This window comes from Micromonospora zingiberis (assembly GCF_004331455.1).
Taxonomy (GTDB): domain Bacteria; phylum Actinomycetota; class Actinomycetes; order Mycobacteriales; family Micromonosporaceae; genus Micromonospora; species Micromonospora zingiberis.
This window is the reverse complement of sequence record NZ_SJJR01000008.1, coordinates 197,563-210,638: the sequence shown is the minus strand read 5'-3', so window position 1 is coordinate 210,638 and position 13,076 is coordinate 197,563. Positions and strand designations below refer to the sequence as shown.

Genomic DNA, 13,076 nt, shown 5'->3' with positions numbered 1-13,076 from the left:
GGTGCGGCCAGACGTTCAGGGTGCCGGCGCCCGCCACCAGGCGAACCGGTCGCTGCGTCGCCACGAGTAGCCAGCCCGGAAGGCCGAGAACGGTTCGTGATATGCCGACGCGTCGGCGCGGCTCGACCGGGCGTCGCTGCTCGGGCCGGCGCCCGGCGTCCAGTCGAACGGGTCGGCGACGGTGTCGTCCGGCGCCGGTGACGGCGTTTCGGGTTCCGGCGTGGGGCCGGTGTCGCGGTGACGCCGGTCGTGTGCGGCCCGCCGGGAGGGATCGAGCAGGGTCTCCCGCGCCTGGTAGAGCCGCCGGAACGTCTCGGCGTCGCCGCCCCGGTCGGGGTGGTGGACGAGCGCCGCGTGGCGGAACGCCCGCAGGATCTGCGCCTCGGTGGCGTTGGCCGGCACACCCAGCAGCGTGTAGTAGTCAGGGTCGCCCGGTGGTCCCATCACCCGGCCACCTCGGCCTGCCGGCAGATCAGCTGCCACGACACCCGGTGCGCCGGCCCGGACCGTCCGCTTCCGTGCCCGGACACGAACGTCACCCACCGCCGCCCGGCCAGGTACGCCCAGATCTCCAGCCGGTCGTCGTCCCCCCGGTAGTAGTAGCCGCTGTCGGTGAGCACGTCGCCGTTGACGAACGGCCACTGTAGTCGGGCCTGCGCGTCGGCCGGCAGGTTGCCCAGCAGGTCGCGCAGGCCGGCGGAGAGCGGCAGGTCGGGCGCCACCGGGGCGGTCGACTGGCCGGCCGGCAACGACGGGCGTCCGGGCAGCCGCCGCGCGGGCTTCTGCACCACCACCGCGTGGCGCAGCGACGCCGGGACGAACGGCACCACGGTGAGCAGTTGGGCCCGCCCACCGCGATCGTTCACCGTCGGAGTGCAGACGGCGAGGCCGCGTGGGCCGAGCACCACGGCGTACGCTCGGTCGCCGTCGACCTGGTGGCAGTCCGCCCACCAGTCGACCATCGGGCCGACCCGGGCGATCATCCGATCGCGGACCGGCTCGCCGAGTTGCTGCCACCAGTGCTCGCGGCCGGCACGCCGGGCGAAGCCCAGGGTGGCGGCCGCGTGCACGGGCGGCGCGACACCGGCGGGCCGGGCCGGCACCGGCTCGGCGCCGACCCGGCCCGCGAGCGGGCCGTGCGGTGGCAGGGCTGGCTGATTCGACGCCATGGACGCCTCCCGATCAGGGCGTGTCCACTGTATCGCCGGCGCGCCCGCCCCCGGAACATCGACGAGCACCGTGCCGGTCGTCCTGGTGGATCCGCCGCTACCGCGGGTCGGGTGCGGGGATCTCCCGCAGGCCGTCGCGGTCGAGCCGCAGCCACCGCCGCACACCGATGTCCCGTAGGAACCGTTCGTCGTGGCTGACCACCACGAAGGCGCCCTGGTAGGCGTTCAGCGCGTCCTGCAACTGACCCACGCTGACCAGGTCCAGGTTGTTGGTGGGTTCGTCGAGCAGCAGCAGGTGCGGCGCCGGCTGCGCGTACAGGACGCAGGCGAGGGTGGCGCGCAGCCGTTCGCCGCCGGAGAGCGCGCCGACCGGCAGGTGGGCACGGGCACCCCGGAACAGGAAGCGGGCCAGCAGGTTCAACCGCTGCGACTGCGGCCGGTCCGGGGCGTACGCGGCGAGGTTCTCCGCCACCGTACGGTCGGCGTCGAGCAGGTCCAGCCGCTGCGACAGGTACGCCACCCGGCCGTCGGCCCGGCGCAGCTGCCCGTCCTCGGGATCGAGTTCCCCGGCCAGCAGGCGCAGCAGGGTCGACTTGCCGACGCCGTTGGGCCCGGTCAACGCGATCCGCTCCGGACCCCGGATGTGCAGGTCGAGTCCGTGGCCGGCGAACAGTGGCCGCGAGTCGTACCGCACCTGGAGCCGTTCCGCCTCGACCAGGGTCCGGCCGGCCGGCACGTCGGTCTCCGGCAGGTCCAGGGTGAGGGTCTGCTCGTCGCGCAGGGCCCGGCTGGCCTCGTCGAGCCGGCCCTGGGCGTCGCTGACCCGGTTGGCGTGCGCCTGTTGGGCCCGGCCGGCGGACTCCTGCGCGCTGCGTTTGAGTCCGCCGGCGACGATCCGGGCCAGCCCGGCGTTGCCGAGGTTGCGGGCGGCATTGCCGGCCCGGCGTTCGGCCCGCTCGCGGGCCTGCTGCATCTCCCGTTTCTCCCGCTTGACCTCCAACTCGGCGCTGCGTACGTGGCGCTCGGCCAGGTCCCGGGCCGCCTGGGCGGCCTCCTCGTAGGCGGTGAAGTTGCCGCCGTACAGCCGCAGCTGACCGCTGTCGAGTTCGGCGATGCGGTCCATCCGGTCCAGCAGCATCCGGTCGTGGCTGACCAGCAGCAGGCAGCCGGACCAGTTCTCCAGCACCGTGTACAACCGGTGCCGGGCGTCGATGTCGAGATTGTTCGTCGGTTCATCGAGCAGCAGCACGTCGGGGCGGCGGAGTAGTTGGGCGGCCAGTCCGAGGGAGACGACCTGTCCACCGCTGAGGCTGTGCAGGCGCCGGTCCAGGGCCACCTCGCCCAGGCCCAGCCGGTCGAGTTCGGCGTGGCTGCGCTCCTCGACGTCCCAGTCGTCACCGACGGCGGCGAAGTTCTCCTCGCTGGCGTCACCGGACTCGATCGCCCGCAACGCGGCCAGCGCCGGGGCGACCCCCAGCACCTCGGCCACGGTGGGTTCACCGGTCAGCGGGAGGTTCTGCGGCAGGTAACCGAGCACTCCCTCGACGGTCACGCTGCCACCGGCCGGAGTCAGCTCGCCGGCGATCAGGCGCAGCAGGGTCGACTTGCCGGCGCCGTTGGGCGCGACCAGGCCGGTGCGGCCGGGCGGCACGGTGAAGGACAGGTCCTGGAACACGATGGTGTCGTCGGGCCAGGAAAAGGAGAGGTTGGTGCAGACGACGCAGACGTCGGACATGGTGGGAGAACCTCGGTAGGACGAGCCGGGGCGCGACCGGCGCCCCGGTCAGGACAGACAGGGCGGTAGGCGGGCCGCCCCGGCGTCGGCCGGTCGGCGGCGGGGCCACTCACCCCGAGATGTCGTCGTCCCCCGACTGCATGTGGCGCTCCTCGTCCCGTCGCGCTCTTCGTCCCGTTCGGCGCGGCTGACCCGCGCGGCCCCAGCCTAGCAACCGGACCGACCGTCGTCACCGGAGATCGCAGCTCGGCGGAACCCGCCGCCCGAGGCTACCCAGGCACAGCCCGGCAGGCATGATCCATCGGCCGGCGGGCGTCGGGCCATCGGGGTGCGGCACCCTGGTGTGGTGGACGAGGTGGCGGACCTGTTGGGCCGGATCTGGCGGACGGACTCGGCCGGCATGCTCGGTGCGCTCAGCCGCCGGCTCGGTGACCTGGACCGGGCCGAGGAGGCGTTGTCCGACGCGCTGACCGAGGCACTCGACCGCTGGCCGGTGGAGGGCGTGCCGGAACGTCCGACCGGATGGCTGGTCACCACGGGGTGGCGCAAGGCACTGGACCGGCTGCGCCGCGACGCCGTCGGTCGGGAGAAGGTGGCGCAGCTGGCCGCGCAACGGCCACCGGAACCGGGCGTGGACGACCGACTGGTGATGCTGTTCGCGTGTTGCCACCCGTCGCTCGCCGAGCCGGCCCGGGTCGCGCTGACGCTGTACGCCGCCAGTGGACTGAGCACGGTCGAGATCGCCGCCGCGTTCCTGGTACCGCCGCCGACCATGGCGCAGCGGCTGACCCGCGCCAAGCGCCAGCTTCGGGACCGTGGCGTCCGGTTCGAGGTGCCACCGCCCGAGGAGTACGTCGACCGGCTACCGGCCGTACTCGCGGTGATCTACCTGGTCTTCAACGAGGGTTATCTGTCCAGTGGGCGATCCGCCCAGCGGCGCGAGTTGGCCCGCGAGGGGGTCGAGTTGGCGCGTCAACTGGCCGAGTGGCTGCCTCGGGAGCCGGAGGCCGCCGGTCTGGCCGCGTTGCTGGAGCTGCACCATGCTCGCGCCGAGGCGCGGTTCGACTCGTGGGGCCGTATCGTGCTGCTCGATCAGCAGGACCGGCGGTTGTGGGATCGGGCGGCGATCGGGCGGGCGGCGTGGCGGCTGCGTTCGGCGGTGCGCCAGGGCCGTACCGGGCCGTACCAGTTGCAGGCCGGCATCGCCGCGCTGCACGCCCTGGCTCCCTCGTACGCGGCCACCAACTGGACCGAGGTGCGGGCGCTGTACGACCGGCTGTCCGCCCTGGATTCGTCGCCGGTGGTGCTGCTGAACCGGGCGGTGGCGACCCGGTTCGCGGTCGGTCCGGCACCGGCGTTGGCGGAGGTCGAGGCGCTCGGCGGGCAGTTGGCCGGTTACCACCTGTGGCACGCCACCCACGCCGACCTGCTGGCCACACTGGATCGTCCGACCGAGGCGCTGGCGGCGGCGCAGCGTGCGCTGGAGTTGGCGACGAACCCGGCCGAGCGGGAGCTGATGTCGCGTCGGGTGGGTGAGCTGAGGCGCCGGTGAGGAGACCGGCGCCCCCGCGATCTGGGGCGCCGGCCCGGGTCGTGCTCGGCGTGGTCCTACTCGCGGGTCATCACCGGGCGGACCTCCAGCGCGCTCATCCCGGCGGCGAGTGGCCAGGTGGCCGCGATCCGCGCGGCCTCGTCGATGTCGTCGCACTCCAGCATGATCACAGCCCCGATGACCTCCTTGAGTTCCAGGTACGGCCCGTCGGTGGTCACCGGCTGCCCGTCGGCTCCGGCACGAACCGTCTTCGCCGTCTCGCGGGGTTGCAACTCGGCGCCACCGTCGGCGATCTTGCCGGTCGGCTGCCACCGCTCGTACCAGCCGTAGATCTGCGTCATCAGATCCTGCTCCTCGGCCGGGGACAGCGCGGTCCACTCCTGGTCGTCGCCGAAGATCAACATCGCGTACTGCATCCTTGCTCCTCCTGATGGCAGAGTCGGTCATCGGGGTAACGAACGGCCGACACCACTTCTCGACAGGTTCCGCCGGAACTCGCCGGATCCGGGCAGGTGCTCCGACAGTCGCAGGTCGTGCAGCCAGGAGTCACCGGCGAGACATCATGGTGCGGCGAAGGGCTGTCCCTCTCGCCCGGCCACTGCCGAGCCCGGGCGGCGGGACGTGCCGAGGTGGCTGGCCAGGACCACCAGCAGTTCGAAGCGGACGGCCGGGTCGTCGAGGTCGGTGCCGTACCGGTCGCGGAGGCGTTTGAGCCGGTAGCTGACGGTCTGTGGGTGGACGAACAATTCGGCGGAGACCTCGGCGCGCGAACCCCAGTGGCGCAGCCAGGCGTGCAGGGTGGCCAGCAGGTTGTCCCGCTGCGCCGGGCGCAGGTCGTGCAGCGGGGCCAGCCGACGGGCGGTGAGTACGGCCAGTGCGCCGGGTTCGCCGCGCAGGGTCAGCGCGACGAGGTGGTCGTCGACGAAGACCGGCCCCGGGTCGGTGCCGACCAGCCCGGCGGCCTGCTCGGCGAGACGTACCGCCGCGGGGAGCTGCGGCCAGGCCGTCGCCGAGGAGATCACCGCCCACCGGCCGGCCAGCGCCGTGCCCAGTGCGGCCCGGGTCGCCCGGGGGCCGGCGCGCAGCAACAGCACGGCGTCCCGGCCGCGCTCGACGACCAGGCCGTCGGTGCCGTACCGGAACCGGGCGTCGCGGGCCTGGTCGGGTGGCAGCAGCACGGGCACCACGAGGTTCAGGTCGGGCCAGCCGATGCGGGCGGCGGCGGCCTGGACGGCGTCGGGCATCCCGTCGCCGCGCAGCAGCAGTTCGGCGAGCTGCCGTCGGCGGTCGACCTCGCCGGCCTGCTCGCGTACCTGTAGGGCGTAGCCGTCGGTGCTGGCGGCGGCCAGTTCGGCGACGTACGCGCTGACCGCGTCGGACAGGTCGATCAGTTCCTCGGTGTCGACCGGCCGGAGCCGGGCCAGGGACTGCGACGCGGTGCGCAGCAGCAGCCGGGCCGCCATCCGCAGCGCGGCCAGCAGCGCCTCCGGTCCCCGGTCCTCGCGTGCCTCGGCGGCGCCGAGCGCGACGAAGACCTCCCGGATCCGGGGTGGCAGTGCCGGTTCGTCGGTGCCGACCAGGTCGAGGAAGCGGTCGAGGGCGACCTGGACGGCGGTGTGCACGTCGCGGGTGAACTTGTCGTCGGCGATGACCGCGAAGGCGGGTGTCGCCTCGGTGACCGCGACCGCCACGGCGGGCACCGTGGCGGGCAGGTGCGGACGCATGGCGGTGGCCAGGTCGGCCGGCAGGCGCTGCCAGGGGGTCGCGGACAGGGGCGCGCTCACCCGGCCGATTTTGTCACGGCGGGATAGTTCCGGGCCGGATTCTCGCTGCCGTCCGGACGGTGTTTCGACCTGGTCAGCCGGGCGAGGATGGACCCCGCCGAGCCCCAGGAGTCGACGGAGGAGCGCCGTGCAGCATCGCCTGTCCCGCCAGCACGTGGTCGACATGTGCCGCACCATGCTCGCCCGTGGCTACCTCAAGGCGACCGAGGGCAACGTGTCGGTGCGGGTGCCCGGCCACCGGCTGTACGCGGTGACCCCGAGCAACTACGACTACGACCGGATGCGGGTCGAGGACGTCTGCATCGTCGACTTCGACGGCAAGCACGTGCCCGACGACACCGGCGCGGACCTCAAGCCGTCCATCGAGTGCGGGATGCACGCCAACATCTACCGGGAACGCCCGGACGTCAACGCGATCGTGCACACCCACCAGCCGTACGCCTCGGCGCTGGCCTTCCTGCGCAAGCCGATCCCGGCGCTCACCGACGAGCAGGTGCGTTTCCTCGGCCGCGAGGTGGCGATCATCGACTACGCCCCGTCGGGCACCTCGTTCCTGGCCCGTAACGTGCAGAAGAAGGTGGCCAGCGGCGACAACGCGTTCATCATCGCCAACCACGGGGTGGTCGCGGTGGGCACCGACCCGGACCGGGCGGTGTTCAACATGGCGTTGCTGGAGAAGGTCTCCATCGCGTACCTGCTGGCGTTGACCAGCGAGACGGGCAAGGTCTACACCATTCCGACGGCGATTCGGGAGATCGCCTTCGGCAAGCTGCGCGCCGACGAGAAGCGGATCGCCGCGCAGATCACCGAGGCGGTGGAGCCGCTGCGGGTACCGGCCGACGAGGAGTTGCCCAGCGCCGACGCGACGGCCGCTGGCGTCGACGTACCGGACCGGGCCGGCGGCAGCGACCCGGACGCGGCCGGCGGCAGCGACGCGGAGCCGGGGGCGGAGTCCGCCCGGCTCGGGTACGCGATCAGCGAGTACCCGGACGTCGCCGACGTGATGCGCCGGCTCAAGGCGCTGACCGCGCAGCCGCTGCGCGGGCTGCGCCACGACGCGCTGCTCGACGTGTTGAACTACTTCGACACCAAGTGTCGGGCCAGCCGGGAGATCACCGACCGGGCCAAGCGGCGCATCCCCGGCGGGGTGCAGCACAACCTGGCTTTCAACTACCCGTTCCCGCTGGCCGTCGAGAAGGCCGAGGGGGCGTACCTGGTCGACCGGGACGGCAACACCTACATCGACTTCCTCCAGGCCGGCGGGCCGACGATCCTGGGCAGCAACTACCGTCCGGTCAACGAGCGGGTCGCCGAGGTGGTCCGCGAATCCGGCCCGGTGACCGGTCTGTTCCACGAGTACGAGCTCAAGCTCGCCGAGATCATCCACCGGTTCATGCCGCACGTGCAGATGTACCGCTCGCTCGGTTCCGGCACCGAGGCGGTGATGGCGGCGGTACGCGGCGCCCGCGCCTTCACCGGCAAGAAGATGGTGATCAAGGTTGGTGGGGCGTACCACGGCTGGTCCGACACGATGGTCTACGGCCTGCGGGTGCCCGGCACGTACCGGATGAACGCCAAGGGCATCCCGTTCGGCGCCACCGCCCGCACCCGGGAGGCGTTCCCGCACGATCTCGGCCAGCTCAAACGCAAGCTGATCGAGAACCGGGTACGCGGCGGCACGGCGGCGGTGGTGGTCGAGCCGGTCGGTCCCGAGTCCGGCACCCGTCCGGCACCGCGTGACTTCAACGCGAAGGTCCGCGAGCTGTGCGACGAGTTCGGCGCGTTGCTGATCTTCGACGAGGTGGTCACCGGGTTCCGGCTCGGCCTGGGTGGCGCGGCCGGCTACTTCGGCGTCACCCCGGACCTGACCGTGCTCGGCAAGGCGGTCTCCGGCGGCTACCCGATGGCCGGCGGGGTCGGTGGCCGGGCCGACGTGATGGCGGTCTTCGGTTCGGGGCTGGACGGCAAGAGCGGGGCGCACATCCAGGTCGGCGGGACGCTCTCGGCCAACCCACTGTCCTGCGCGGCCGGCTACTTCGCGATCGAGGAGATGGCCCGTACCAACGCGCCGGTGATCGCCGGTCGGGCCGGTGACCGGCTCACCCGGGGCCTGCAGCGGCTGATCGACTCCTACGGGCTGCCGTACGTCGCGTACAACCAGGGTTCGATCGTGCACCTGGAGTGCAGCGGCGTGATGCTGCTGGACATGCGCAACCCGGTGAAGCTGCTCAAGGAGAACAAGGCCCGCAAGCGGCTGATGGAGCAGATGGGCGCGGCGTACACCGCGCACGGCATCATCACCCTGGCCGGTTCCCGGATGTACACCTCGATGGCCGACACCGACGCCGTGATCGACGACGCCCTCGCCCGGTTCGACCAGGTCTTCGCGCTGGTCGAAGGGGTCTGAGCCGGTGGCCACCGTCCCGCCGCAGATCCTCGCGATCGACCTGGGCACCTCGGGGCTCAAGGCGGCCCTGGTCGCCGCCGACGGCACGGTGACCGGCTGGGCGGAGCGCGCCGTCCCGCTGCGGGTATTGCCCGGCGGCGGCGCCGAACAGGACCCCCTGGCGTGGTGGGCGGCGCTCGGGGAGGTGACGGCCGAGTTGGGTCGCGCCCACCCCGAGCAGCTTCGGGCCGTCGGCACGGTGTGCGCCTCCACCCAGGGTGAGGGGACCATCGCGGTGGACGCCGCCGGGGAGCCGCTGACCGCGTGCATCTCCTGGCTCGACATGCGGGGCGCACCCCACCTGCGTCGACAGTTCGGCGGCTTTCCCGCGTACCAGGGGATGTCGGTGCGCCGGATCGCCCGGTGGCTGCGGCTCACCGGCGGCATGCCCTCGCCGACCGGCAAGGATCCGGCCGCGCACATGCTCTTCGTCCGTGACGAGCTGCCGCAGGTGTACGCGCGTACCGCGTCGTTCCTCAACGTGCTCGACTGGATGAACCTGAAGCTCACCGGCCGGACGGTGGCCACCGTCGACTCGATCCTCACGTCGTGGGTGACCGACAACCGCCGGCCGGGCCGGATCCGCTACTCCCCCGCCCTGGTCGCCGACTGCGGCATCGACGCCGACAAGCTGCCGCCGATCGTGGCCTGCACCGAGGTGATCGGCACGCTGACCCGGGCCGCCGCCGCGCACCTGGGGTTGCCGGAGTCGGTGCGGGTGGTGGCCGGGGCGATCGACACCACCGCGGCGGCGATCGGCGCCGGCACCACCGGCGACAACGAGCCGCACCTGTACGTCGGCACCTCGTCGTGGATCGCCGCGCACGTGCCCGGCAAGAAGACCGACATCGCCGCCGGCATCGCCTCGGTGCCCTGCGCGATCGGCGACCGGTACCTGATGACCGCCCTGCAGGCCACCGCCGGGGCCAACCTGACCTGGCTGCGCGACAAGATCGTCGAGTACGACGATCCGCTGCTCGGCGCCGGCCACGTCAGCCGCGACGAGGGCACCATCTTCGACGCGTTCGACCGGATCATTCCGGCCGTGCCGGCGGGCGCCAACGGTGTCCTCTACACCCCCTGGCTGTACGCCGAGCGGGCGCCGGTGGACGACCCGCACCTGCGGGCCGCGTTCCTCAACATCTCCCTCGACACCAACCGGTCGGACCTGCTGCGGGCGGTCTTCGAAGGGGTCGCCCTCAACACCCGTTGGCTCGCCGGGGCGGTGAACCGGTTCCTCGGCGCACCGGTCAGCTCGCTGGCGATCACCGGTGGCGGCGCGCTGTCGGACTCCTGGTGCCAGATCTTCGCCGACGTGCTCGACGTCGAGATCCGCCGCGACGCCCAGCCGCTCGCGGTCAACGCCCGGGGCGCCGGCTGGATCGGCGCGGTGGGCACCGGGCTGCTCGATTTCGCCGACATTCCCGGCCTGATCCGTACCGATCGGGTCTTCACCCCGACGCCCGCGCACCGGGCCACCTACGACGACGTCTTCGCCGTATACCGGGAGCTGCACAAACGACTGGCCCCGGTGTACCGCCGGCTGCACCGTTCCCGCTGACCCACACCACCTGAGCAGCGGAAACAGCCACCTGCGACGAGCCGGGTGGGCAAGACTGACGGCATGGTCGACGTCAGGCGCTACGTGGCCGAGTTCATCGGCACCTTCCTGCTGGTCTTCCTCGGCGTGGGCAGCGCCGTCGCCGCCCGTGTCGAGGGTGGCGTCGTGGTGGTCTCGCTGGCCTTCGGGTTCGTGATGCTGGCGTTGGTCTACACGATCGGCCAACTCTCCGGCAGCCACGTGAACCCGGCGGTCACCCTCGGCGTCCTGCTCTCCGGCAAGATCTCACTGATCGGCGCGGTGGCGTACTGGATCGCCCAGTTCGCCGGCGCCGCGCTGGCGTCCTTCCTGCTCTGGGTGCTGGTGCGCTGGGGTGGGGTGACCGACCAGACCGGGATGCTGGGCGCAAACGCCTACGGTACGCACATCAACGCGGGTGGGGCGATGCTGCTGGAAACCGTACTGACCTTCCTGTTCGTCCTGGTCGTGCTGGTGGTGGGCAAGCGCAGCACGGACCTGTCGGGCTTCGCCGGCCTGGCGATCGGCCTGGCCCTGGGTGTGGCGAACCTGGCCGGGGTCGCGCTGACCGGTGCGGCGGTGAACCCCGCGCGGGCCTTCGGACCGGCGATCTTCGAAGGCGGGGACGCGCTGCGGCAGCTCTGGGTGTTCATCGTCTTCCCGCTGCTCGGCGGAGTGCTGGCCGCGCTGGTCGCGCCCCTGGTCGAACACGGCTCCGGCCTCAGCCGGATGGGTACGCCCCGGCCAGCCGGACGCTGAGCGCGGCCCGGCTGGCCAAGGTGGGACCGGGCGTCTCGCACCGCCAGCGGAGCTGCCGCGAACAGTCTCGGGTCACCCATGTCCCGTTTCTCGCCCAGTGGGAGCGATGGCCGGTAGGCCACTCCGGAAGTATCGGTGGCCCATCCACGATGGCGTTTGTCCTCCCTTCGATGCGACGCTATGAGCTCGGCGCCGGACATCGACGGGAGGATTCGTGCAGGCGATTGGTCGAAGGCTTGCCGGAACTTCGTCCGCCGACCGCCGGCAGGACGACCCGGAGCAGGCAGAACCGCCGCCGCGACCCCCGCACGGACCGGGCCGGTTCGCCGCAGTCGCCCGGCCGGCGTCGCGCCTGCTGCGCCATGAATGGACATTGGCGGCAATCGCTGGCGTCGCGTTGGCCGTGCTCCTCACCTGGCCGACGCTGAAGCATCCGTTCACCACGATCCCGGGCGACGCCGGCGATCCCACACTCCAGGCCTGGCAGGTCGCCTGGGCCGGACACGCACTGGCCACGGACCCACTCCACCTCTGGCATTCCAATACGTTCTTCCCGGCGTCGTACACGTTCGCCTACACCGACAGCATGCCCGGTTACGCGCTCGCCGGCTTGCTCGGCCACGGCGTCGAGGCAGCCTTGTTCCGCTACAACCTGCTCTACGTGCTGGCCCACGCACTCGCCTTCGTCGGGGCGTACGCGCTGGTGCGCCAGCTGGGTGGCATCCGGACGGCGGCGGCCGTGGCGGGCGTGGCCTGGGCCTTCGCGCCGTGGCGGCTCGCCCACAGCGGGCACCTGAACGTCCTCTCCATCGGCGGCATCGCCCTGTGCCTGGCGATGCTGGCCCGCGGCCACGGCTGGTCCCTGCGGGACGGCCACCGACCGGCGCGGCACCGCCCCGGATGGATCGTGGCCGGTTGGCTGGTCGCCGCCTGGCAGGTGAGCCTCGGCCTCGCGATCGGCCTGCCGCTGGTGTACTTCCTGGCCGCGACCGGGCTGGTGGTCCTCGCGGCGGTCGGTTGGGCCCGGTGGCGGACCGGCCGGTGGGCGCTGGGCCGCCGGGTGGTGCTCGCCAACCTGTTGGGCGGCGGCGTCTTCGCCGGGGTGTGCGTCTGGCTGGGCACCACCTACCTGCGGGTGGTCGAGCTGAATCCGCAGGCGCGCCGGGACCTGGCCTGGACGGAGATGTTCTCCCCACCGCTGCGGGGATACTTCGTCGCGCCCGCGGACTCGTGGCTGTGGGGTGAACACTTCACGGCCGCCCGCGCCCAGTTGTCCTGGCCGCCGGAGATGACCCTGCTGCCCGGGGTCACGTTGATCATGTTGGCGGTGGCCGGGCTGAGCTACTCGGTGTTCCGGGTCCGGCACCGCGTACTGCTCGGGCTCGGTGTGCTGGTCAGCGGTGCGCTCGGGCTGGGCACCAGCCTCGTCGGTCAGGGCGACCCGGGATACCTGACGTTGTCACGGCTGCTTCCCGGCTGGGACGCGCTCCGCACCCCGGGGCGGCTCATGGTGTGGACCAGCCTGCTGTTGGCCGTGCTGGCGGCGGGGGCCATCACGGAGTTCGGACGGCAGCTTCCCACCCTCAAGTGGCCGCGACTGGCGGGGAGAATCCTGCTCCTGGTGCCGTTGCTGCTGGTCGTGGTCGAAGGCGTCAACCGCACCCCCCACCCCACCGTGCCGACCGCCCCGGCAGCGCTCCGGTCGGCGCCCGACCCGCTGCTGGTCCTGCCCAGCGACAGCTACTCCGACGCGCACGTCATGCTCTGGTCGACCGACGGGTTCCCCCGCGTCGCCAACGGTTACGTCACCTTCGTGCCGGCCAGTCAGCAGCAGATCCGCACCGCGAGCACGACCTTCCCCGATCGGGACAGCGTCGCGTACCTCCGGCAGGTCGGCATCCGGTCGGTGGTCGTGCTGCCGGATCGACTCGCCGGCACGCCGTGGGACGGCATAACCACCCGGCCAGTGGACGGCCTCGGCATCACCCGGGAGGAGATAGCTGGCGCGCTGGTCTACCGCCTCGACTGAGGCGCGGCGGCTGCCGCGCGCCC

Annotated in this window: 10 protein-coding genes; 5 read left to right on the top strand and 5 right to left on the bottom strand. The window is 72.4% G+C overall.

Features of this window, described 5'->3' with window-relative positions; translation table 11 throughout:
- Positions 1-15: 15 nt before the first annotated feature.
- The 3 genes from E0H26_RS14605 to abc-f all read right to left on the bottom strand — a co-directional run bounded on the left by E0H26_RS14605 (position 16) and on the right by abc-f (position 2,904).
- Positions 16-444: a J domain-containing protein gene (locus E0H26_RS14605; protein ID WP_131304243.1), complete on the bottom strand. Its 429-nt coding sequence runs from the start codon at positions 442-444 to the stop codon at positions 16-18.
- Positions 444-1,169, bottom strand: a complete 726-nt coding sequence (locus E0H26_RS14600; RefSeq protein ID WP_206025124.1) for a hypothetical protein — start codon at positions 1,167-1,169, stop codon at positions 444-446. The genes E0H26_RS14605 and E0H26_RS14600 overlap by 1 nt, the downstream gene beginning before the upstream one ends.
- 97 nt (positions 1,170-1,266) lie before the next feature.
- A complete protein-coding gene (gene abc-f, locus E0H26_RS14595) occupies positions 1,267-2,904 on the bottom strand; it encodes a ribosomal protection-like ABC-F family protein (protein ID WP_131304148.1) in 1,638 nt (545 codons plus the stop codon).
- Positions 2,905-3,250: 346 nt separating this feature from the next.
- Between abc-f and E0H26_RS14590 the strand changes: the two genes are divergently transcribed.
- Entirely contained in the window at positions 3,251-4,456 is a 1,206-nt protein-coding gene (locus E0H26_RS14590) for an RNA polymerase sigma factor (RefSeq protein ID WP_131304147.1), read from the top strand.
- A gap of 56 nt (positions 4,457-4,512) precedes the next feature.
- Here the strand turns inward: E0H26_RS14590 and E0H26_RS14585 are convergent, their stop codons facing one another.
- Positions 4,513-4,872: a YciI family protein gene (locus E0H26_RS14585; RefSeq protein WP_131304146.1), complete on the bottom strand. Its 360-nt coding sequence runs from the start codon at positions 4,870-4,872 to the stop codon at positions 4,513-4,515.
- Between the two features lie 144 nt (positions 4,873-5,016).
- Entirely contained in the window at positions 5,017-6,240 is a 1,224-nt protein-coding gene (locus E0H26_RS14580) for a PucR family transcriptional regulator (RefSeq protein ID WP_240742175.1), read from the bottom strand.
- Positions 6,241-6,367: 127 nt separating this feature from the next.
- On the opposite strand from E0H26_RS14580, the gene E0H26_RS14575 reads away from it, so the two are divergent.
- The 4 genes from E0H26_RS14575 (at position 6,368) to E0H26_RS14560 (ending at position 13,053) form a co-directional block, all read left to right on the top strand.
- Complete coding sequence (locus E0H26_RS14575) at positions 6,368-8,647, top strand: aminotransferase class III-fold pyridoxal phosphate-dependent enzyme (protein ID WP_131304145.1); 2,280 nt, start codon at positions 6,368-6,370, stop codon at positions 8,645-8,647.
- Between the two features lie 4 nt (positions 8,648-8,651).
- A complete protein-coding gene (locus E0H26_RS14570; protein WP_131304144.1) occupies positions 8,652-10,247 on the top strand; it encodes a xylulokinase in 1,596 nt (531 codons plus the stop codon).
- A 63-nt stretch (positions 10,248-10,310) separates the two neighbouring features.
- Positions 10,311-11,024 (top strand): MIP/aquaporin family protein, encoded by a 714-nt coding sequence (locus E0H26_RS14565; RefSeq protein ID WP_131304143.1) that lies wholly within the window; start codon positions 10,311-10,313, stop codon positions 11,022-11,024.
- A gap of 373 nt (positions 11,025-11,397) precedes the next feature.
- Positions 11,398-13,053, top strand: a complete 1,656-nt coding sequence (locus E0H26_RS14560; protein ID WP_240742174.1) for a hypothetical protein — start codon at positions 11,398-11,400, stop codon at positions 13,051-13,053.
- Positions 13,054-13,076 lie beyond the last annotated feature (23 nt).

Excerpts from the sequence above, each read along its gene's own strand:
- E0H26_RS14605 (WP_131304243.1), bottom strand. The coding sequence starts at position 444 with ATGGGACCACCGGGCGACCCTGACTACTACACGCTGCTGGGTGTGCCG.
- E0H26_RS14600 (WP_206025124.1), bottom strand. The coding sequence starts at position 1,169 with ATGGCGTCGAATCAGCCAGCCCTGCCACCGCACGGCCCGCTCGCGGGC.
- abc-f (WP_131304148.1), bottom strand. The coding sequence starts at position 2,904 with ATGTCCGACGTCTGCGTCGTCTGCACCAACCTCTCCTTTTCCTGGCCC.
- E0H26_RS14585 (WP_131304146.1), bottom strand. The coding sequence starts at position 4,872 with ATGCAGTACGCGATGTTGATCTTCGGCGACGACCAGGAGTGGACCGCG.
- E0H26_RS14565 (WP_131304143.1), top strand. The coding sequence starts at position 10,311 with ATGGTCGACGTCAGGCGCTACGTGGCCGAGTTCATCGGCACCTTCCTG.